At 42.9% G+C, this 19,691-nt stretch carries 20 protein-coding genes and 1 other RNA gene; 11 read left to right on the forward strand and 10 right to left on the reverse strand.

The features are described 5' to 3' along the window. Positions 1-322: 322 nt before the first annotated feature. The 6 genes from FTV88_RS14805 (at position 323) to FTV88_RS14830 (ending at position 5,906) form a co-directional block, all read left to right on the forward strand. Positions 323-511 carry a hypothetical protein gene (locus tag FTV88_RS14805; RefSeq protein ID WP_153726316.1) on the forward strand — a complete coding sequence of 63 codons (189 nt, stop codon included), beginning with the start codon at positions 323-325 and terminating at the stop codon, positions 509-511. Between the two features lie 33 nt (positions 512-544). After that, entirely contained in the window at positions 545-1,531 is a 987-nt protein-coding gene (locus FTV88_RS14810; protein WP_153726317.1) for a hypothetical protein, read from the forward strand. Then, the gene (locus FTV88_RS14815; protein WP_153726318.1) at positions 1,503-3,191 is read left to right on the forward strand and encodes a sigma-54-dependent transcriptional regulator; all 1,689 of its coding nucleotides are present in this window, start codon (positions 1,503-1,505) and stop codon (positions 3,189-3,191) included. The genes FTV88_RS14810 and FTV88_RS14815 overlap by 29 nt, the downstream gene beginning before the upstream one ends. Positions 3,192-3,277: 86 nt before the next feature. Continuing rightward, positions 3,278-3,982: a peptidoglycan-binding domain-containing protein gene (locus tag FTV88_RS14820; RefSeq protein WP_153726319.1), complete on the forward strand. Its 705-nt coding sequence runs from the start codon at positions 3,278-3,280 to the stop codon at positions 3,980-3,982. Positions 3,983-4,187: 205 nt separating this feature from the next. Continuing rightward, entirely contained in the window at positions 4,188-5,261 is a 1,074-nt protein-coding gene (locus FTV88_RS14825) for a type III polyketide synthase (RefSeq protein WP_153726320.1), read from the forward strand. A 72-nt stretch (positions 5,262-5,333) separates the two neighbouring features. Then, positions 5,334-5,906: an isoprenylcysteine carboxyl methyltransferase family protein gene (locus FTV88_RS14830; protein WP_153726321.1), complete on the forward strand. Its 573-nt coding sequence runs from the start codon at positions 5,334-5,336 to the stop codon at positions 5,904-5,906. A gap of 91 nt (positions 5,907-5,997) precedes the next feature. On the opposite strand, the gene rnpB is transcribed toward FTV88_RS14830, so the two are convergent. From rnpB to FTV88_RS14850, 4 genes are all read right to left on the reverse strand, one after another. Further along, positions 5,998-6,353, reverse strand: an RNA gene (gene rnpB, locus FTV88_RS14835) — RNase P RNA component class B. A 146-nt stretch (positions 6,354-6,499) separates the two neighbouring features. Beyond that, positions 6,500-7,756 carry a metallophosphoesterase gene (locus FTV88_RS14840; protein WP_153726322.1) on the reverse strand — a complete coding sequence of 419 codons (1,257 nt, stop codon included), beginning with the start codon at positions 7,754-7,756 and terminating at the stop codon, positions 6,500-6,502. Positions 7,757-7,897: 141 nt separating this feature from the next. Further along, on the reverse strand, positions 7,898-8,077 hold the full coding sequence (locus tag FTV88_RS14845) for a hypothetical protein (RefSeq protein ID WP_153726323.1): 180 nt from the start codon (positions 8,075-8,077) through the stop codon (positions 7,898-7,900). A 47-nt stretch (positions 8,078-8,124) separates the two neighbouring features. After that, positions 8,125-8,955, reverse strand: a complete 831-nt coding sequence (locus tag FTV88_RS14850) for a GerMN domain-containing protein (protein ID WP_162008078.1) — start codon at positions 8,953-8,955, stop codon at positions 8,125-8,127. 199 nt (positions 8,956-9,154) lie between these two features. On the opposite strand from FTV88_RS14850, the gene FTV88_RS14855 reads away from it, so the two are divergent. Next, on the forward strand, positions 9,155-10,444 hold the full coding sequence (locus FTV88_RS14855) for a globin-coupled sensor protein (RefSeq protein WP_153726325.1): 1,290 nt from the start codon (positions 9,155-9,157) through the stop codon (positions 10,442-10,444). Positions 10,445-10,520: 76 nt separating this feature from the next. Here the strand turns inward: FTV88_RS14855 and FTV88_RS14860 are convergent, their stop codons facing one another. Together FTV88_RS14860 and FTV88_RS14865 are read right to left on the reverse strand one after the other, a co-directional pair. Then, positions 10,521-11,294, reverse strand: coding sequence for a hypothetical protein (locus tag FTV88_RS14860; protein ID WP_162008079.1), 774 nt, complete (start codon positions 11,292-11,294; stop codon positions 10,521-10,523). A 240-nt stretch (positions 11,295-11,534) separates the two neighbouring features. Next, on the reverse strand, positions 11,535-13,487 hold the full coding sequence (locus FTV88_RS14865) for a M1 family metallopeptidase (protein ID WP_162008080.1): 1,953 nt from the start codon (positions 13,485-13,487) through the stop codon (positions 11,535-11,537). A 371-nt stretch (positions 13,488-13,858) separates the two neighbouring features. Here FTV88_RS14865 and FTV88_RS14870 point away from each other — a divergent pair, with 371 nt between their 5' ends. The 4 genes from FTV88_RS14870 to FTV88_RS14885 all read left to right on the forward strand — a co-directional run bounded on the left by FTV88_RS14870 (position 13,859) and on the right by FTV88_RS14885 (position 17,399). Next, positions 13,859-14,158: a hypothetical protein gene (locus FTV88_RS14870; RefSeq protein ID WP_153726328.1), complete on the forward strand. Its 300-nt coding sequence runs from the start codon at positions 13,859-13,861 to the stop codon at positions 14,156-14,158. Positions 14,159-14,465: 307 nt separating this feature from the next. Continuing rightward, entirely contained in the window at positions 14,466-15,260 is a 795-nt protein-coding gene (locus FTV88_RS14875; protein ID WP_153726329.1) for a hypothetical protein, read from the forward strand. Between the two features lie 234 nt (positions 15,261-15,494). Continuing rightward, positions 15,495-15,953 carry a NapC/NirT family cytochrome c gene (locus FTV88_RS14880; protein ID WP_162008081.1) on the forward strand — a complete coding sequence of 153 codons (459 nt, stop codon included), beginning with the start codon at positions 15,495-15,497 and terminating at the stop codon, positions 15,951-15,953. A gap of 30 nt (positions 15,954-15,983) precedes the next feature. After that, positions 15,984-17,399, forward strand: a complete 1,416-nt coding sequence (locus FTV88_RS14885) for an ammonia-forming cytochrome c nitrite reductase subunit c552 (protein ID WP_153726331.1) — start codon at positions 15,984-15,986, stop codon at positions 17,397-17,399. A gap of 49 nt (positions 17,400-17,448) precedes the next feature. Here the strand turns inward: FTV88_RS14885 and FTV88_RS14890 are convergent, their stop codons facing one another. Genes FTV88_RS14890 through FTV88_RS14900 form a run of 4 tightly spaced genes read right to left on the reverse strand, consistent with a single transcriptional unit; the run spans position 17,449 to position 19,681 of the window. Beyond that, entirely contained in the window at positions 17,449-17,688 is a 240-nt protein-coding gene (locus FTV88_RS14890; RefSeq protein WP_153726332.1) for a hypothetical protein, read from the reverse strand. 39 nt (positions 17,689-17,727) lie between these two features. Next, the gene (locus tag FTV88_RS16085; protein WP_279236861.1) at positions 17,728-17,850 is read right to left on the reverse strand and encodes an ABC transporter permease; all 123 of its coding nucleotides are present in this window, start codon (positions 17,848-17,850) and stop codon (positions 17,728-17,730) included. 17 nt (positions 17,851-17,867) lie between these two features. Further along, entirely contained in the window at positions 17,868-18,929 is a 1,062-nt protein-coding gene (locus FTV88_RS14895; RefSeq protein ID WP_153726333.1) for an ABC transporter permease, read from the reverse strand. Further along, a complete protein-coding gene (locus FTV88_RS14900) occupies positions 18,926-19,681 on the reverse strand; it encodes an ABC transporter ATP-binding protein (protein WP_279236863.1) in 756 nt (251 codons plus the stop codon). Before FTV88_RS14900 ends, FTV88_RS14895 begins: the two co-directional genes overlap by 4 nt. Between the last annotated feature and the right edge of the window lie 10 nt (positions 19,682-19,691).

Below are 19,691 nucleotides of genomic sequence, written 5' to 3' on the forward strand. Positions count from 1 at the left end.
GATACCCAATGGGGAACAGCCGATAGACAAGGTGACAAATCATGCAGTCGGCAGCTGCGTGTATCATAGAGGAGGGTTAGGAGACCGGAAGCTTGGTATGGCTCCGGTCTCTATGTTTGGAGAATACTTTTGTGTTACATAAGCGAGTAATCAGGTTTTGTTGTATAAAAAATAAAAATCTTTTTGAGTTATCTATCCAAATGAAAGTGCATATATTCCTGTAAGTCTCTTTCCTTCCTGAATGTAAGACAGGCTTTCGACGCTATCAAAGTTCTAGAGACTTGGGTTGTAACGTAGCGATAGAAGGGACTGAAAAAAAGCGATGAACGGACCTATCAATGATAAAAATACGCCATTTATACCATCTGATGAGTTTCAAAAAATGCAACAAATGGTAGAGGAAGTAGAAACCAAAGTTACGGATTTAGAAAAGCAGATGGAAGTGCTAGCTAGGCATATGGTCCGAGTGGGTGAGCAGTTGGATCTATTGCTAAAAACAGGCTCTAAGTAAGAATATGATGCTTCTGTGTGGAGGAACGGTGCGATGAAGCTCCAGACGAAAAAAAGGTTTATGCGATTGCTTGTGGGAGGTCTCTTCGTACCGTCCCTTTTGTTTGGATTTTTACTTCGCCCACTCCTTCAGGAGATGGATATAGATCTGTCCTTTTTTCAATTTTCTATGGAATTAACGGGGTTATTAGCCTTTCTTATGCTGGTCATTGCCATGACCAGTCTTTATTTTGTGGAACAATGGTCTGAACAAGACTTTGTCAGGAATAAGAAATCGAAAGTGTTAATACAAGAAGAAGTAAAAGAAGATAAAGTAAATGAAATAGGGGTAAAAAATAACAAGTTAACAGAGAAAGAGGATTCTTCTAGAGCAGACATCAATAGAATAGGGGAAGATATCCTGTTGTTGCTGAACCAGTTCGCTAAAAAGATAGGCCTGCAAACAGCGAGGTTAAAAGGTACCTTACAAGTGATGGAAGAAGATGTAGGTCAACACTCGCAACTTCAGACGTACAGTCGGTTACTTCAGCATCAATTGGTGGAACAGGAACGGCTATGGCAAGATATTTACAATGGTTTGATTCGAAATCCTTCTTTTTCTTGGACGCGGCTAGAGCAGATATTACAAGTCTTGCCCAGAGAAGGACTCTCTGCAAACTTCATCAGAGAAAAAATATGGACCGATGGAGAAAAAGTAAAGTTGGCTTTTAGCCATCTCGCTCGCGTAGAAGCTTTACACGGAATTCGCTGTATAGATGGAGATACACAAAGACCTTTGCAGTTAACTTTTATTGTTTTCTTTGAAAACAAAACGGAAAAGGATGCTTCCCTAGAAGAAAATTTACACTATCTTCTTGCTTATTGTATTTTCTATAAATTGAAATTACTAGTGAAAAAATCTTATCAAGATGAGGACAAAAGTCTTTTATGGACCCTAGAGTTTCCTTTGCAAGAAGAGTACCTATCTTCCTCAGAGAAGGGAGGTTGTAGAGGTGTCAGCAACCCTATTGATCATTGCTGAAGATGAGCATATGCGGTGGGTTTATTTTCGAGCTCTTTCTTCTGTCGGCTACGAGGTAAGGGCCGTTGAAAGTGATGGAGAAGGTCATCGACTGATCAGTGAAACAGTACCACAGTTAGTACTTCTCGATCTGGATGCTCTTAACTGGAATGGAATGTTGATCTTACAAAAGTTGCAGCAAGAGCACCCTCAGCTTCCTGTGGTCGTCGTGAACCACCAGACAGGATTAGAGAAAACGCTGCAAGCCCTTAAATTAGGAGCTTGTGATTACGTTCACAAACCCTTTGACCTGCAAGAATTACGCGTAACTGTTGAAAAAGCTCTCAAAATGGAATCACTTCAAGAAGAAGTTCGGTTTTTGCGTCAACAGGTGGGACGGGGTTATGGTGAATTTGAGCTGATAGGGCAGAGCCAAGCTATCAAATCGATTCAACAGTTGGTTGATCAGGTAGCCAATTCAACGGCAACGGTTCTTTTACAAGGAGAGCGAGGTACAGGTAAAGAAACGGTGGCGAGAGCGCTCCATTATCAAAGTCAACGTCGAGAAAAGCCTTTAATTATATTCGACTGTTCTGCAGTGCCGGAAAAATTGGTGGACAGGGAGCTCTTTGGTCAAGAAGATTTTGAACAAAGGCACAAAGGCGCCTTGATGATGGCCCAGGGTGGGACTCTGTACTTGAAAGAAATTACAGCTCTATCCTTGCCTATGCAAGCGAGCTTGTTCGAAGTATTGAATCGACGCTTTTTTCGACCTTTTCAGGGAGAGAAAGAGCAAGTGGTCGATGTGCGCTTTATTACTTCTACGACCCGTAATATATCTCAATTGGTCAAGCAAGGTCTTTTTCGTGAAGATCTCTACTACCATATCAGGATTGTTCCTGTCTTATTGCCTCCGTTGCGACAGCGTATGGAAGATATATCATCTCTCGCTCATCACTTTTTGAAACGCTATGATTCAACAGGTCGAATACACGGCTTTACAGCTTCTGCTATGGCTGCCTTAGAATCCTATCAATGGATGGGAAATGTTAAAGAGTTGGCAACCGTTGTGGAAAGATCCATTCTTCTATGTCAGCAAGAATGGATTGATAGAGATGATTTATATTTGCCAGAAGTTGCGGAATGTTCTTATGATAGTTCCTATGAACAGGTTCGTAAAGATAGAGACTTTATCGAAAGAACTATAGAAAAAGTACGAGCAGAGATGGATGATAAGAATGAACAAAGGCAAAAGAGTATAGAAAGACCCGGTAAGCAAAGAGAAAACGTCGAAAGACAAAATCATGAAAGGCAAAGCAATGAAAGAAAGGGCTATGAAAGATTAGACAGGAAAAGAAGTCGTAAAGAAAATATTCTGAACAACATAGAAAGAATTCAAGAAGAGAAAGTGAAGGCTCTCTGTGCCATCTCTGAAGAAGAACAAGCCCCTCTGCCAAAGAAAAAAGATAAAGTTATACAAGGTGCTGGCTTTACTTTGGTTTTACAAGATGATGAGTCTATTTTCATTGAAGAAATAGAAAAAAGGCTTATTCAATATGCACTGGAGCGATACCAAGGCGATCAGAATCAAGCTTCTCGTGCTCTTGGTATGACGAGAGCCTCCTTGGCTTCTAGGATGCAAAAATACCAGATCAATCAGGGTAGTCGCAGAAGATGGTAGAAATTAGATGTCATATTATAGAGGTATTTTTGTATTGTTGACGAATTGTATATAGGCCTGCTGTGGTTAAATCGAGGAGGAATATAGTGAACCGACGACAGTTTATGGCTGCCTCTCTCGCACTTTTGGCTTCCATCACTGTAGCCCCCTCAGAATCCATTGCTTCGGCCTTTACCGTCAACAATCGTCTGCTGCGTCATGGCGTCACAGGTCAAGATGTACAGCTATTACAATCTAGACTTAGAGACATGGGCTTTCTCCATGTCAATCCTACCGGTTTTTTCGGCACACTTACCCATGACGCCGTCATAGCCTTTCAAAGATTTCGAGGTCTTCAAGTTGATGGTATTGTGGGCAACCAAACTTTACAAGCCTTACGCCCCCAGATGGTACAGTGGTCGAGAGCGACGCTATTGTTACCTAGAGGGACCGATGTTTTACTGACGGAACCTTTAAGTGGTCAGTCTTTTCGAGCGAGAAGAACAGGCGGCGTGAACCACGCCGATATGGAACCTTTGACCTGGAACGAAACAGACCGCTTTCGTCGTATTTACGGTGGTCGATGGAGTTGGGAGCGCAAGCCTATGATTATCACAATTCGTGGCTGGCGTTTGGCGGGCTCTATCAATGGGATGCCTCATGACTACAACACGCTGAACAATGGTTTCCCTGGCCATTTTTGTATTCACTTTTTAGGAAGTCGTACTCATGTCAGAGACGCACTCGGGAGTAATCAAGAAGATCGGCAACATCAGGCTGCTGTTCGTATAGCAGCTGGCTATGGACCCTAACACATAATTTTATATCAACCGTACAGCATGGCAAAGAGAGCCGACGGAAGTGGGGAAATCCCAATCCGTCGGCTCTCCATCGTTATTTGACCTTTATAGCGCAGAGAAATGAATGCTAAGTAATTAATTCCAATTGAAACCTGACATGAGGCTTTCTAGCGTAGCATAGTTGGTAGATATAAGAAAGCGGAGGGAGTTTACGCTGATGACTCATATTCTTGCCGTGGGAACTGCTGTGCCGGAGCAAGTGGTTAGACAGTCGGAAGCGCGACTATTTGCGCAGGAATTTTTTAAAGAGGAATTTAAGGATATGCATCGTTTGCTGCAGGTTTTTGAACGAAGCAAAATTGAGAAGCGCCACTTTTGTATGCCTTCTTCTTGGTTTGAGAAAAAAGTATCTTTTTCCGAAAAAAACAAACTCTATCAAGAGCAAGGTCTTACATTAGGCACAAAAGCGGTGGAGAAGTGCTTGCAGAAAGCAGGCTTGTCGGCGCAGGATATTGATGGAATCGTCTTTGTTTCTTCTACAGGTATTGCCACACCATCTCTAGACATGTACTTTGCCAATCTTTTAGGGCTCAAGGCAGAAGTACGACGCATGCCTTTATGGGGTCTCGGTTGTTGCGGTGGTGCTGTCGGTCTTAGTCGAGCTGCCGAACTTGCCAAAGCTACTCCAGGAAAAAATATACTTTTGCTAACCCTAGAGTTATGTGGCCTTACCTTTATGCATTCTGATCGCTCTAAAAGCAACTTAATTGCCACTGCTTTATTTGCCGATGGTGCTGCGGCAGCTCTTCTATCACAGGAGAGCAACGATACGAAGGAGTCTAGAACAATTGTTCAAGCAGGACCTACTATCTTAGACTGGCAAAGTCATTACTGGCCTGAAAGCCTGGACGTCATGGGTTGGGATCTAACGGATGATGGGTTGCAAGTTGTTTTTTCTCGACATATTCCTAGTTTGGTCAAGAAAGAAATAAAAAACATTGTAGAACCTTTTATTTCTAGGCACAAGTTGACCTTCGACCAGATAGACTTCTTAATTGCCCATCCTGGAGGGCTAAAAGTACTTGATGCTTATGAAGAAGCGCTTGGGTTAGAGTATGAAAAGACCGAGCTTTCTAGAGAAATTCTTTGCCAATATGGCAATATGTCATCAGCGACAGTACTTTTTGTGTTAGAAGAAACAATGAAAAGGGAACCGAAAAAAGGTAGCTACGGTCTACTCACAGCACTAGGCCCAGGCTTTTGCTCGGAACTTCTTCTGGTGCAATGGTGAGGAGATCGATAGACCTTACTAGACTTTATTAGCGCCTTACAATTTCTATTGTAAAAAAGGAGATAGCAAGTCTTGTATCTATTTTTTCACATTCTCTACATTCTACTGATTCTACAGCGACTTGGGGAGCTAGTGCTGGCGCAACGAAATGGTCATTTCTTGCAACAAAAGGGAGGCTACGAAGTCGGACGAGAGCAATACAAAATAATAATTTTACTACACAGTCTCTTTTTTCTTGCACTTTATACAGAAGTGATATTCCTAGAAAGTGTGGCACCTTTGTGGTGGCCTTTGCCTGCTGCTTTATTTTTTCTGGCGCAGTTTATTCGGTATTGGGCAATTTTTTCTCTCGGCCCTTACTGGAACACCCGTATTTTTGTATTGCCGCAGGCGCCTGTTGTTACCAAAGGGCCTTATCGCTATCTTCGACATCCCAATTATCTCGTTGTGGTTATCGAGTTGCTTACCTTACCGCTCATCTTTGGGGCTTACGGAACAGCCCTCATTTTTACAATTGCCAATGCCTATATACTTTCTCAACGCATTGCTTTGGAAGAACGAGCTTTGGCTGAAGCGACAAATTATGTAGAAGCAATGGCTCATCTACCTCGATGGTGGCCACGAAGAAAAAAGCCGGTCTCTTAAAAAAAACAGCCCCTATGTAGGCTGAAATTACCGAGAAAATATAAAATGGCCGGCGGGTGTACCCCTCCGGCCATGTAATGAAAAAGAGTATGGCTGTAATCGAGATTCTGTCCTCGGCCATAGCCGATGGATAGTCATTTGTCTAAGCAAAGCTTTGGTTAGAAACTTTACTTCTCGCCGTAGCGAGTGCCCCTACCCGCGACACAAGGCCGCCTATTTGGGTTGCACGCTAGTGGAGTTTACCCTTGCACTCCTCTGTCACCAGAGGACATCGTTTCTGTGGCACTTTATAGCGACTCACATCTTCGAAAAGATGTTTTTGCTGTCGTCAGGTCGCCCTGCCCTGGCTTGCACCAGGCACCATACTCCAGACCCACAAGTAAGCAGGCCTGGGCGTGTCTCGAATTTCCTCGACATCTACAACAGATGCCGCAACTATCCACCATACTCTTTTTAATTCTATCACAGTGAGAGCAGAAACGGTGCGATAACAGTTTCTGTAACAAGTGACGCTCATATAGTATATAGAATGGGCGCCATTAAAGCAAGTGGTATTTTTTTCAAATAAAATATTTTAGCAAAAGGAGAAGCAATCAAGGTCGGCGCAGCACAACTGTAATAATTTCTGATGGACAGCCCAGACGAAAGGGTAGCCAGTGTCCTAGACCACTGTTGACAAAAAGCTTGCTTTGTTCATCACCATACCAGCCTCGCATGTACTTCAGAGCCCAGGGAAAGAAGGAGCGACTTCCTATACCCACCTGACCTCCATGGGTATGGCCGGCTAGAGTAAGCTCAACACCTCGCATTCGAGCTTCATCAAAAAAGTCAGGGTGGTGCGTTAGGAGAACTCTGGGCACGCCTTCTGGTGCATTTTGCAAAGCTTGATCAAGCATTTGGCTGCGGACTTCAACTCTAGAAAGGCCTTGTCTCGCAAAAGGATAGTCTACACCTACCATACAAAGTTGACCATCGGCGATGGTCATTGAACTGTTTTCTAAATTCACAATAGAGCTATCGGCAAAGGCAGCGCGCACTTCCTTTAAACCACGGTAGTGCTCATGGTTACCAAGACAATAGTAAGAGCCAAGAGATGGATGAAGCTGATCGGCCATAGCCAATGCAGGTCTTAGTAACGTTAAATCGTCTACATAATCACCCGTAATCGTTAGAATGTCGGGCTTTTCTTTGGCAATCATCTCTATGGCCTCTTCCCAGCGATTTAAAGGAAAAAAAGTACCGAGATGAACATCGGATATTTGAAGGAGTCGGAGGCCATCTAGTTCTTTGGAAAGTCCAGGAACGGTGATGGGAAAGGTTCTCGTAACAACTCTAGTATCGCCAACCAGGGTTCCTTGTGTTGCTACAGCGAGCGCAACAAATGGAACGGCTGTAATAGAACCTTCAATGAATCGTCGTCGAGTAAGCGGATCAGGCAAATGAACCTTGCTTGTTCTTTCCTCTTTATCTTCTTGATTCGGTTTTTTGTTATCTTCTTTTGTTGCCTTTTGCAGTTCCTTCTTATCTTTGTTCTTCTCACTAAGGTAGTAACGATGAAGAATGAAAAGGATGGGCAGGCTAACCAGAAAAATTATTTGCGCTATGTTCCAGGCAATGGCGGGGTAATAAGCAAATCGCAGCCAAGGTTGTGCATCTTGAAAGCCTGTAACAATGCTATAGACTAGAGGCAATATTGAGAAAAATGCAAGAACCCAAAAAATAATCCTTCGATTGACGGGGCGAAAAAATGGAATCCATCGAACCAATGCCATATAGGATAAATAGCTAACCAACAAGAAGGCAAAAACAGGCAAAAAACGCATTATAGAGAAAAAGGCTGTTTCACCCAAAAATATCACCTCGAAAAATGGGATCCTCAAGCTACTTTACGTAGACATTTCTTACCCTGCCAACTTGACCCTCGGTCCAGTCAGGAATGAGTAGACCCTGCCCAAAGAGGACAGGGTTCGATTCATCTAAAAAGAGATGCATTACTCTGTCTCTAAGAGTGGAACAGCACCCGACTCTCGTGTAGGAGGAGGAATATTCCTCTTTCTAGGAGCTTTTACGCCTGGTGCTGTTTCACCAGGTCGACCATATTTTTTGTACAACTCTTCAAGGGATTGGCGATCGAGCTGATAAGTCACCATGCCTTTTGATTTATCTGTCATGGACATACCTCCTTCACAAGTCTTATTGTGACCTGTTTGGAGGGCTGTCATTCTACTATAACTTCATCAATTACCCAGATATGTTCAGCACCTACACGGAGCGGTTGAACAAGATAGACCAAGTATTTATGTTCACCATGGGTAACATGCACGACCGCTCGACCTATACTACTTGATTGCTCTGATAAGACGAAAGAGTCTTTGTCGGGTAAAAAGCCGAGGGCAATACCGTCAACACGAGTCACTTCTATAGGGTCAAGGCGCCATACCTGATGACCTTCTTGGACTGCGCTTTGTAGTTCCTGTAAATTTGAAGGATGAGGAATTTTGCCTTGTCGGACTGTCAACTCATTAAGGTAACGTAAAGGCTCTGCAATATACACATGACCTGCTATGGACTCTACTTGCTGACCTTCTACAAGAATTTGCAGATAAGTCACGTTGAGACCCGATGTAAGACTATTGACAAGAGAGCCAACGAGCAGTGCTTCTCCTGCAGAACCAATGTTTACTTTATATATATCTTTTGATAGATCGAGAGTAACTCTATCTTCTTCAACATATACATTCAATAACCTAGTTTCTTCTGGAATGAGGGTGTTCAACTGGTCATTACGAGGACCCGTTTTCAGTTGTTCAAAGATTTGATGCACCATTTCTTCTTTAGAGCCGGAAAAAGAATATTCCTCACGAGCAAGGCGATTCAAATCATGATCAGGAAAGTAAAGCTGAACAATTTTTTCTATATTGTTTTGCTTTTCTGCTTCTTCTTGAACAAGTTCTCTAGAATTGCTACAACCAGATAAAAAAAGTATCGTGATGAACAAGAAAAAAATGAGTAAGATTATGGAGCGCTGTAGTCGTTTGTATTGGAACAAAAAAAGTCCTCCCTCCAACGAAGTTATAGTTGGGATCTTTGTATCTTTCGATAAAAAAAAGTATTATCCTGCCTTTATCACCATAAGGAGAATTAATGTCTATGATTTAACATTCAATCTGCAGGAATCATGCTTTCCTAAATAGAAATAGTTTGTTATATTCTTACTATGCAGCATAAAAACATTGGAGGCGAGAGGTATGTTTTTTAGTCGAGGCAAACCAACAGCTTCGTTACCGAATACTTCCATAAAGATTTCAGGTGGAGAAGCGCATGTGTCTCAGAAATTGTTGAATCTAAGTGAAAGAGACTTGGCCTTGCTAGCAGAGTTAAAACCAATCCTAGAGCCTCGTCTCGATGAAGTGGCCAATAATTTTTATAAGCAGTTATTGGCTATTCCAGAGTTACGAAAATTTATTGAGGAGAACTCGAATATCGAGAAGCTGCTAGCCACTTTTAAACGTTACATGATGAGTCTCTTTACGACGACCGTCGATGACAAGTACATTCAATATAGAACTCATATTGGACATGTTCATAACCGTGTTAAGCTGCCTCCTTACTGGTATACAGCAGCCTACCAGGCACTTTTTAATGCGATGTATCCTATTTTAGAAACAGTACGTGATCGTAACAAAGCCATGGAAATGATGACAGCTTTGCAGCGATTGACCAATCTCGATCAACAAACGGTAATGTCGGCTTATATTAAAGATTACCTGAAAGAAATTGACCAAAAAGATGAAATGGAAAGTTTGCTTTCAGAGATGCAGCAATTGCAAGATCGAGTCAATGATTCTAGTCAGACGCTAGCAGCAACGGCGGAAGAAACAGCCGCTTCTGCTGCAGAGATGGCTTCTGCTGCGCAGAGAATCTCCCAGAATGCAGTGCAAGCTACTGAATACGCAAGCAAGGTAAATCATTTGGCTGAGTCGGGTGAATCGAAAATTCAAGATACAGGCAAAGCCATTGAGAATCTTAACTCTTTGATTCAAGGCATGCAGGAAAAGATTAAATCTTTAGACGAAAGCTCTGAAAAAATTGAGTCTATTGCAGGCGTAATTCAAGGAATTGCTACACAAACGAATCTGCTTTCTTTGAATGCTGCCATTGAAGCAGCGAGAGCGGGCGAGTCAGGTCGAGGCTTTACTGTCGTTGCGAACGAAGTTAAAAAGCTAGCCGGCTTCTCCGAGCAATCGGTGCAAGAAATTGCTGAAATGATTCAGATTTCACGTCAACATACTACAGAAGTATCGCAAGCCATGATTCAGACGAGTAAAGCGATGGCAGCTGCTTCTTCCGTCGCTCAAGAAGTTGTTCGGAGCTTTGGTGATATTATTAGTTCAATCGACAACAACCAGGAGCGCGTTCGTTCCATTGCGACTGAGATTGAAAGCTTAACGACCACTTCGAAGCAGATCGAGGAAGCTTCTGATGAAGTGGCTCGTTCTGCAGAAGCGCTTTCTATGATGGCCGTCAATCGTTCTTAATCACCCCAACTGGGCATGAAAAAAGCCCTGCATCTAGCGCCTTTTAGAGCTAGATGCAGGGCTTTTTCTATTCCACCTATCCCATATATTCATCCATTACCACAAGAGCATACAAGCGAGCCCAAATCAATAAGACAATTGTTATTTGTTGAACCAAAAAGGACGTCCAAAGGCTTAGCCAACCGCCTCCAGGCCAATGCATCAAGAAGAGATACAAAAGTCCAACAATGCAAAAAGCGCTACCATAGATGAGACCACGCAAGAAAAATAAAGAAAGAAAGTGTTGCCCAGCCATCTTAAAAGACTCTAAAAGACGGAATAAAGGAGATGTTTTTCCTCTAAAGCAACAAGAGCTTTTCGTTATAGACAAGCGAGCCCAATCGCCAGTAAAGGAGATGTATGAAAGGGCAATCAGAATGATGGAAACCTTGAAAAGCCAGTAGATAGCCCACTGGAAAACTGTCCAGGTGGGACTGACAGTTCCAAAAGATGAAGCCAGCCAAAAAAGAAGGAGATAAAAAGGTACCAGTACCGTTAAGACTGTCCAACAATAAAGGTAGTTTTCGCCAATGCCTCGAAAGAAAGCTCGGAACTGTTGATGCGCTGTTAAGCGACCAAAACGACTTTCTTGGAGTGTACCAATAATACCAGCTTGCCAAAAAGGAAGAAAGAGTACAAACAATAGAAAGGGAAGGTAGATTAGACCTTGTACGATAGCGCTAGTAGCAGGCGTACCAAAAGGCAATAGCAGATCGTGATAGACACTATAACTAAGACTACTCCAACTTTGTTCAGCCACACCTGTAGTAAGACCCTGGGCACTATTCCAGTCAACAGGTAAGGCTGGCAAGGCTTTCAATAAGTAAAGAAAGAGCGGAACGATAAGTGGTAGTAAAAGGAGTAGCGTAAAAAACCAGAGCAGCAATGCTAGAGGAAAAAGAAGGACAGCACGGCCTATAGCAGGACCAAAAAGATAACGAAGCAGGAAGAATCACCTCCTGCTTCATCTTATTGGACTTCCTATAAAGCCATGACAGAAGAACGTTTAAGAAAAAAGAAATTATGAGCCCTTTTTATAATCTGAGTCTTTTTATAAGCCTAAGGTCAAAAGACTCTGGTAATAGAGCGTCAGGAATAAAGTCCATCGCAAAGCGGGCCACCAAGGGCGCTCTTGTGTCCAATCATTGTTTAAACGGTTGATATCGAGAGGAAGACGCTCTTCAGGATCAATATGAATAGCCAGAGGTGCTGTCGAATAGGGCACCTGAATCTGGTGGTACCGTTCCTTTCCAGACCAATGGTAAAGTTCTTTTTGGCCGTTGTGATGAACGATTAAAATATCGACAGGTGCAATGATCTCACCTCTGCGGTCTATGCGGATTGTCCAGTTCAATCCTTCAGGTGTACCGACTGGGCTGATATCGCCAATTGCATAATCTAGGTAACTGTCTTTTTCAAGACTTTCTCTTAGAAACTGAGCCGCTTCAACGCTTCCTTTTTCTTTAACAATGGCAATAAAATCGTCCGTCCCAGGATGACGAAAGGCCCATCGTTGGTAGTAGGTTGATAGCACATCAAACATTTTCTCTTCGCCAATGAATCCTTCAAGACTATAAAGCAGTAAAGCGGCACGGTAATAGACAGAGGTGGCATAGGAGCGTGAAGAAGCAAATTCCCAGGCTGGAAGGTCAATCGGATCAAGTACGAAGGGTTGTAATACAGTGCGAAAAAGGCCAGGGCTTTCTGTGCTTAAAGGAAGGGGCAACATAGGTTGTCCGAAAAGGGAAAAGGAACTACGGCTATCACCATAAAGGCGCGATAAAATTTTTCCTTCTGTGTAGGTTGTGAAGCCCTCGTCCAGCCAAGGCTCTTCAAATTCATTGGTAGCCACAAGCCCGTACCAATACTGGTGGATCATCTCGTGAACAAGTACCCGTTCTGGCTCCATAGAACGGCGGTGGGAAAGTAAAGGTGTGCCGCCTGTGATTAAAGTAGGGTATTCCATCCCACCAGCGCCAGCAGCATCACCGGGCGGATCAACAATCGTTACTGTTCTATAAGGATAGGTACCGAAAAGGCTTTGTAATTCATTTAAAGTACCGAGAACAGCCTCTAACTGGCGATTGGCCATGTGGGCATGCTCTTTCCGTGTAAATAGTTGTACCATAATAGGTTCGCCACTATCTGGTTGAAAAACATCGTGATAGACAAGAAAGCGGGGATCAGCAGCCCAAGAAAAATCATGGATCCATCGTTGGGCAAAATGATACTGTTTTTCTCCATTTTGGTGAATCGGCTCCGTCACTTCTTCGCCTGTTGCGCCTACTATATATTCTTTTGGTACCGTTATACGAACATCATAATTGGCAAAATTAGCAAAAAACTCGCTATTACTATGATATTGATGAAGATTAAACCCTTCGTGGGCTCGACCTCGCTGACCAGCAAGCTCATAAGCGGCGAGCTTGGGATACCATTGACCGGCCATCACAAAAGGTTCCGCTGTGCCAGAACGAGCAAAAATGGCAGGCAAATGGGTGCGGAACGAAATAGTGATCTCTAAAAGCTGTTCTGGTTGTAATGAATCAGGGAGTTGCACAAGAGCAAGAGTTTGATCTAAGTGATTATTGTCATCAGGCTGAATATATTGCAAGGTCGATGTAATATCTTTAGAACCTTCTGGGGTATGGTAGGAAATACTGAAAATTTCCACATAACCCCTCTGCATCGACGAGGCTTGATGACCGCGATGGAGCCCCAGGGAGTGATTCATGAAAGTAGAACCTGGCGAAAAAGCATTTTGATAAAGATGAAGGGCTATTTCAGAAAGGGGAACTTGGCCAGGATGGCGCCAGCTTATGGTCACTTTACCATCAATGGCTGACAAAGAAGGCGAAAAGGTACAATCAATGGCGTAATGCAACGCTGGATCGGTGTCGGGCATGGATAAAGAGAAAGAGTTTTTCTCTGAAGCTCCATTGACAGGTGAAGAAACAACAAAAAATAGGAAAATAAAAGAGGATAAGATCGTTCGTAACTTCATCTTCGATGACTCCTTTTCCATACATTTCATCCTATCATAGATGATGAGAAAGGACGGGGACACTTTTTCCTCAGCCTTAGAAAAATAGTAAAGTCACAAGACCTCCACTCATAAATTGTAGGACAAGAAAAATGAAGAGGAGGTCGGGAACTTGCTTGGCAATCCTTTAGATGGAACGACTTTTGAATTTCTTCGGCTTGGATGGTGGTTCTTGCATATTCTTTTCATAATGACGATCTTTTATCTCGGTCACCGATATTGGCCCCAAAAAAATAAAAAATAGTGCCCCACCTACCCTACAAATGGAACCATTAGATGGAAAGGTAATAAGATAATTACGAAAAAGGAATTGTAGGGGAGGTCCCAGTTTTATGGACATAAATAACATGAAAGAAGCGATTTCGCAGCTTTTGAAACAGCGCAACCTGAATCTTCCGATCAGCGATGTAGAAGAAAAGCAAGTCAAGGGCATCGTAGATAAAGTGAAAAAACGACAATCACTTAGTGATGAAGACCGTTTGAAAGCTGTTACACTTGTTAGTCATTTTTCCAAGCAACTAGCACCGCAACAGGGTCAACAGCTCAAGGCAATGCTTGATCAACTGATGAAAAACCATAAAGTATCGGATAAAGATAAAGTTGCTTTAGAAGAAATTAAGAAAATGTTATGAATGCGATCAAGCTTTGAGAGGAGTGATAAATCATGACTTGTAGTACAGAAAGGATTGCGCCTTTTTATGTAGATCGACGTGTTATTGCCCTTGCACTTACCTTGATCGTGATAGCAACTTTTTACCCTACTTTGTTTGTTAGTTATCACTAAATAAGAAAAAATAAGAAGACCACGAGAGACCACAGACCAAAAGAGAGCTCTAGCCGAGTTCTCTTTTTTTATTGCCCACAAAAACACACCTTTTTCCTAAAATTCTATAATATGTATTACCAACAATCGTTAGAGTGTTTCCTGGAGGTGTAGGAATGAAAGTACAATCGCGTCGTCGCAGTAAAAAGACAAGAACCAGCAGAAAAACAAAAACTTCCATTGATCAACAGCTAAAACTTCTAAAACAGCGTGAAAGCCGACTTCTTAAAGCGATTCTTCGCTTAGAAAGTAAAAAGGAAAGGTTAAATGAAAGGAAGAAAGGGAAAGAAATAGAAACTTTATATGACAGATCTTATGAACCTACACTAGATGATGAAAGAGACTATAATTCCTTTTTGAATCAGAATCAGGATGATGAAGGAACAGATGCTGTGGCTGCTATGTTAGAAAAAGAAGCTGCATCGAAATCACTGCCTGACAATCCAATCTCGGCGCTCCGTGATATTTTCCCCAAAAACTTTGATCTGCAGAATGTAGAGAAAGAGATACAAGGACTTAAGTCAAATGCACATAGAGTTGAAGGATTGTTAAAAGAAGCCGACGAAGCACTTGACTCACTTGTTAAATCAATGGGATATATGGGCGTTAAGCCAAAACGAGGTAGTTGGGCTTATCGCCGTTGGCGTAAAATTCAAGAACGAGGAGACAGTGGGAAAGAAGGCGCAGGAGGACTTGATCTAGGTGCCATACTCAATCTAGCTTCTATGTTAACGGGCAGCGGTGGTGGTGCTGTAAGTGCTGCCAATGTGGCAGGAAATACAGCCTCTGCTTCAGGCTCTTTACCGATGATGGGTATGGTAGGAGACTTGATGAAATCACCAGCTGTTCAGAACGTACTGCTCGATCTTGCTTCATCTTTTATTAAAAAAGGAAAATTTAAGCTATTTTAATAGTATCAAGAAGCACCGTGTAAATAATAAGAATAGTACCAGCTGTTAATTTGCTTTTTTAATAACAAAGGGTTATTGTCTTAAAAATTTTAAGAAACACCAAGTCGTGAATGTGACATTTATCACGTACTTTGGTGTTTCTTTTTATTACAATGCGAGTAAAGGATTATGAGGAGGGATAGGCAAAAATATTCTCGTGAAAGTGATTACATACGCAGAGAGGAGGAGGTAATAGTGGAGGCTGGCAAAAAGGTACGCATCGTCATTTTAGCTATAGGTTTTCTATTGTTAGCAGCTGGTGCAGGAACGGCTACCATGCATTCTGTAACAGGAAATTCTGCTTTCTGCGCAAGCTGTCATATTATGGACAACTATATGAGTTCCTGGGAGCATTCTTCACACAGAGAAATTGCTGGTTGTAATGACTGTCACACCGATCAGCGAAATCTTTTGACGAAGACTTGGTCCAAAGTAAAAGCAGGTACTCTCCATGGATATGTCAATTACCTCACAGATCACCCTGACTACCTAGAACTTTATGACTCTAGTCGTGATATTGTTCAGGCCAATTGTGTCAGTTGTCATAGCGATCTAATTTTCAAAACAAGCCTGGCCAATCCCTCTATCGGTGGCAAATACTGTTTTGACTGTCACAGCTCTGTGCCCCACGACACATACCGACCGCGATACTGACGTAACGAAATAGAAAGGAGAGATTCATAAATGAGTAAGAAAAAGTGGCTTCTTGCTATCTGGGGCATTCTGATCATTTTCATGTTCGGTGCTTTTATTAGTGGTTGTAACTCTCAACCAGCAGCAACCTTTGGCTACATAGAGACAGGATTTGGTCCCAATGAGCATGATATGGAAAAGTACGCCTTGCTCTTCCCCCATCATTATGATTCTTTCATGAAAAATGCGGAAATGGATGACTATCACTCTAAGTATGGTGGCAGTATTCATGACGATCACTTGGAAAAGTATCCCTATATGAGAACCCTATTTGCGGGTATGCCTTTCTCCTTAGAGTACAATGAAGATCGCGGTCACGTTTATAGCATGACAGACCTTGTAGAGATCAAGCGAGTCACAAGCCTACCAGGTGGCAGACAGCAGATGGGTTCCTGTCTCACCTGTAAAACCGTAGAAGCTTTTGATCTTCAGGTTGAAATGGGTCTAGACTACTACTCTACGCCTTTGAACGAGCTTATCCCAGATATTAAACATGGCTTTAGCTGTTCTGTCTGTCACGATCCTCAATCAATGAAGCTTCGTGTAGCACAACAGCCTTTTATTGATGCCATGGCTCGTATTGGTGAAGATGTTACCAAAGCGACACAACAAGAATTGCGCACTTATGTTTGTGCCCAGTGTCACGTTGAATACTACTTTAATCCAGCTCGTCAAGGTGAAGTAACCTTCCCGTGGGACAAAGGTTTTACACCTGGCGATATGGAACAGTATTACAATGAAATTGCGGGACCCTTATATGGTTTTAATCAAGACTGGATTCACCCTATGACGGGTACACCTCTACTGAAAGCGCAGCACCCTGAGTTTGAAATGTATCAAGGCTCTATTCACCAGATCAATGGTATTTCCTGTGCGGACTGCCACATGCCTTACGTTAAGCAAGGTAATCAGAAGATCTCCAGTCACTGGATGACTTCTCCGCTGAAGCATATGGAACAATCTTGTACGGTCTGTCATAGACAGAACGTAGAAGAGCTTAGAGACTATGTCTATAGCAAGCAAGATAAGACTTTTGAAATGCTGAAAAAAGCAGGTTCTTACAACGAGCAAGCTATCAATACGATTGCTAAAGCTATCGAACTCGGTGCTTCTGATGAAGCTCTTAAAGAAGCTCGTGACCTCCATCGTCAAGCACAATGGCGCTGGGATTATGTAGCTGCTGAAAACTCTATGGGCTTCCACAACAACCCTCTTGCCTTAAGCACCCTTTCAGAATCGATTGAACTGGCTCACCAAGCAACGATGGCGGCAGCTCGAGCAGGCAACTTCCACGACATTCCTGAGCTCAAGCCCTATGGTGACTATGTTTATGAAAGATTAGAGCAGAGTGGTTGGTCTAGGGACAAAGGCCGTTCGTACGCACCGAGTCATATGACCTGGCACTAAGGTAATTAGAAAAAGAAGATGTGCTTATGCACATCTTCTTTTTCTATGCTTAGAATTCTTTTAAAGGCACCACTACAGTGCGTTCAGCCTTACAATCGGGACAATGTAATAGATGTTGGCAATTCTTCTCCTCATCAATGTTCATACCCAACTGATCATCGCGATCATAGGGGCTATAGGGCTGTGCGTAATCTTCAAGTCGCCCTTGATCGCTCATCAAGTGACTGCAGTGCTGACAAGGCACAGAGATGCGAGTCAGACCGTTGCAAGCAGGACAGAGCTTTTGCACGGATTATCCCCATCCTTTCTAAATGCGAACTTCTCCCTATTACTCATAGCGAAGAGCTTTAATCGGATCAAGACGAGAAGCTTTTGAAGCGGGATAAAGACCGAAAAGAAGACCTATACCAGAAGCACCAACAAGACCAAGTAAAAAAGCAGAAAGAGGCAAAGCTGAAAGAAGACCTTCTAAGGGCCAATTGGCCCAATAGCTAGGCCATGTATGGTAAGTAAAGAAAGAAGAGAACCGATGAGGCCTCCCAGAGCACCGAGTAAAAGAGCTTCAAAAAGAAATTGAATCATAATTTGACGAGGTGTTGCCCCGAGAGCGCGACGAATGCCAATTTCACGAGTTCTTTCCTGTACAGAAACCAACATAATGTTCATAATACCAATGCCACCGACTAGAAGAGAAATGGCCGCTATGGCAGTTAGAAAAGAAGTTAAGGTTCCCAGGATATTATCGCTTACTTTCATAATATCTCTTTGTGAAAAGACTTGAATTTCACGTTGATTTTGCATACGTCCGAGAACCGTCTCGATTCGTTCTTGCAAGTCGTCAAGCAATGTTGGATTGCTGGCTCGTACAAAGATGATGCCGATATCTCGTGAACCCGATAGATCTTGCACGGCTGTAACAGGTGCTACCATAATATTGTCACGATCATGGCCCATGGCTCGACCTTTTTCTTGTAATGTTCCTAGTACACGAAAGGTTGCACCATTGACTCGAACGGTACGACCAACAGGATCGGCAGTGCCAAAAAGTTTTTCCTTGGTACGGGCACCTAAAACAATGACACGAGAGCGTGCCGTTACTTCACCATTATGGAAGAATCGACCTTCTGCGAGCTCATAGCCTTGGATAGATAAAAAATTATCGCTATCACCATAAAGGCTTACGCCTACCTGGCCTTTCGTCGTTTCAGCTCGTACAGGGATCGTTAGATTGGGGCTAACTACTTCGATGTTGGGAATATTCTTTAGCTTCTCTGCGTCTCTCATTGTTAAATTGGCTCTCAGTAAACCAGGACCAAAAGCGCCATCTTCTCGACCCGGCATAACCATCAATAGCCCTGCACCTAGTTCTGAGATCTGCCCGGTCACTTCTTTACGCACTGTATGACCGAGAGAGATCAAAGTAACAATCGCAAAAACACCAATGACCACGCCAAGAATGGTTAAGGTTGAACGAAGGCGATGGGCCCAAAGCGCTTCTAAAGCCAAACGAAGAATTTCTTGTATCTTCATAGGCTTACCAATCCTGGCTCGAGGCTCGGCTTTCCACAGTCATAGCCATGTTTTTGTAGAAAAACTTCTTGTGTATCATTTAACAGGATAGCACCGTCTTGTATGGTCACCACGCGGTCTGCCCAACGAGCCACTTCTCGATCATGGGTTACCATAATAATGGTTTTTCCTTCTTGGTGGAGCTCTCGAAAAAGTAATAATATTTCTTTTCCCGTTCGTTGGTCGAGATTGCCCGTTGGTTCATCGGCCAGTAAAACAGATGGTTGATTGGCCAGTGCTCTGGCAATGCCAACGCGTTGCCTTTCTCCACCTGATAAATCGTTAGGGCGATGGTACAAACGGTGTTCTAAACCAACTCGTTCCAGCAAAGCTTGTGCTCTCTTGCTTCTCTCAAAAGCAGCAATGCCGCCATAGAGCATGGGGATTTCGACATTTCGCAAGGCTGTAAAACGAGGAAGGAGATTAAAAGATTGAAATACAAATCCCATGGTCTTGTTGCGCAGCCTACATCGCTCTTCTTCGTGAAGCCCTTCTGTTGCTTGTCCTTGCAAACGATAAGAACCGGCAGTAGGACGATCCATCAAGCCAATAATATTCATTAGAGTGCTTTTTCCACTTCCTGAAGGACCCATGATAGCCACAAACTCACCAGAAGATACATGCAAGGTAATACCTTTTAAGATTGATAAAAGGTTCCCTCCATAGTTAAAAGACTTTTGAATATCTTCTATTTCGATGATCTTGTTATTCATAAACCCTATC

It is taken from the genome of Heliorestis convoluta (assembly GCF_009649955.1).
Lineage (GTDB): Bacteria > Bacillota > Desulfitobacteriia > Heliobacteriales > Heliobacteriaceae > Heliorestis > Heliorestis convoluta.

Coding starts and splice junctions, on each gene's coding strand:
- FTV88_RS14895 (WP_153726333.1), bottom strand. CDS start 18,929: ATGAAGATACAAGAAATTCTTCGTTTGGCTTTAGAAGCGCTTTGGGCC.
- FTV88_RS14870 (WP_153726328.1), top strand. CDS start 13,859: ATGGACATAAATAACATGAAAGAAGCGATTTCGCAGCTTTTGAAACAG.
- FTV88_RS14900 (WP_279236863.1), bottom strand. CDS start 19,681: ATGAATAACAAGATCATCGAAATAGAAGATATTCAAAAGTCTTTTAAC.
- FTV88_RS14805 (WP_153726316.1), top strand. CDS start 323: ATGAACGGACCTATCAATGATAAAAATACGCCATTTATACCATCTGAT.
- FTV88_RS14865 (WP_162008080.1), bottom strand. CDS start 13,487: ATGAAGTTACGAACGATCTTATCCTCTTTTATTTTCCTATTTTTTGTT.
- FTV88_RS14885 (WP_153726331.1), top strand. CDS start 15,984: ATGAGTAAGAAAAAGTGGCTTCTTGCTATCTGGGGCATTCTGATCATT.
- FTV88_RS14845 (WP_153726323.1), bottom strand. CDS start 8,077: ATGACAGATAAATCAAAAGGCATGGTGACTTATCAGCTCGATCGCCAA.
- FTV88_RS14825 (WP_153726320.1), top strand. CDS start 4,188: ATGACTCATATTCTTGCCGTGGGAACTGCTGTGCCGGAGCAAGTGGTT.
- FTV88_RS14810 (WP_153726317.1), top strand. CDS start 545: ATGAAGCTCCAGACGAAAAAAAGGTTTATGCGATTGCTTGTGGGAGGT.
- FTV88_RS14875 (WP_153726329.1), top strand. CDS start 14,466: ATGAAAGTACAATCGCGTCGTCGCAGTAAAAAGACAAGAACCAGCAGA.
- FTV88_RS14855 (WP_153726325.1), top strand. CDS start 9,155: ATGTTTTTTAGTCGAGGCAAACCAACAGCTTCGTTACCGAATACTTCC.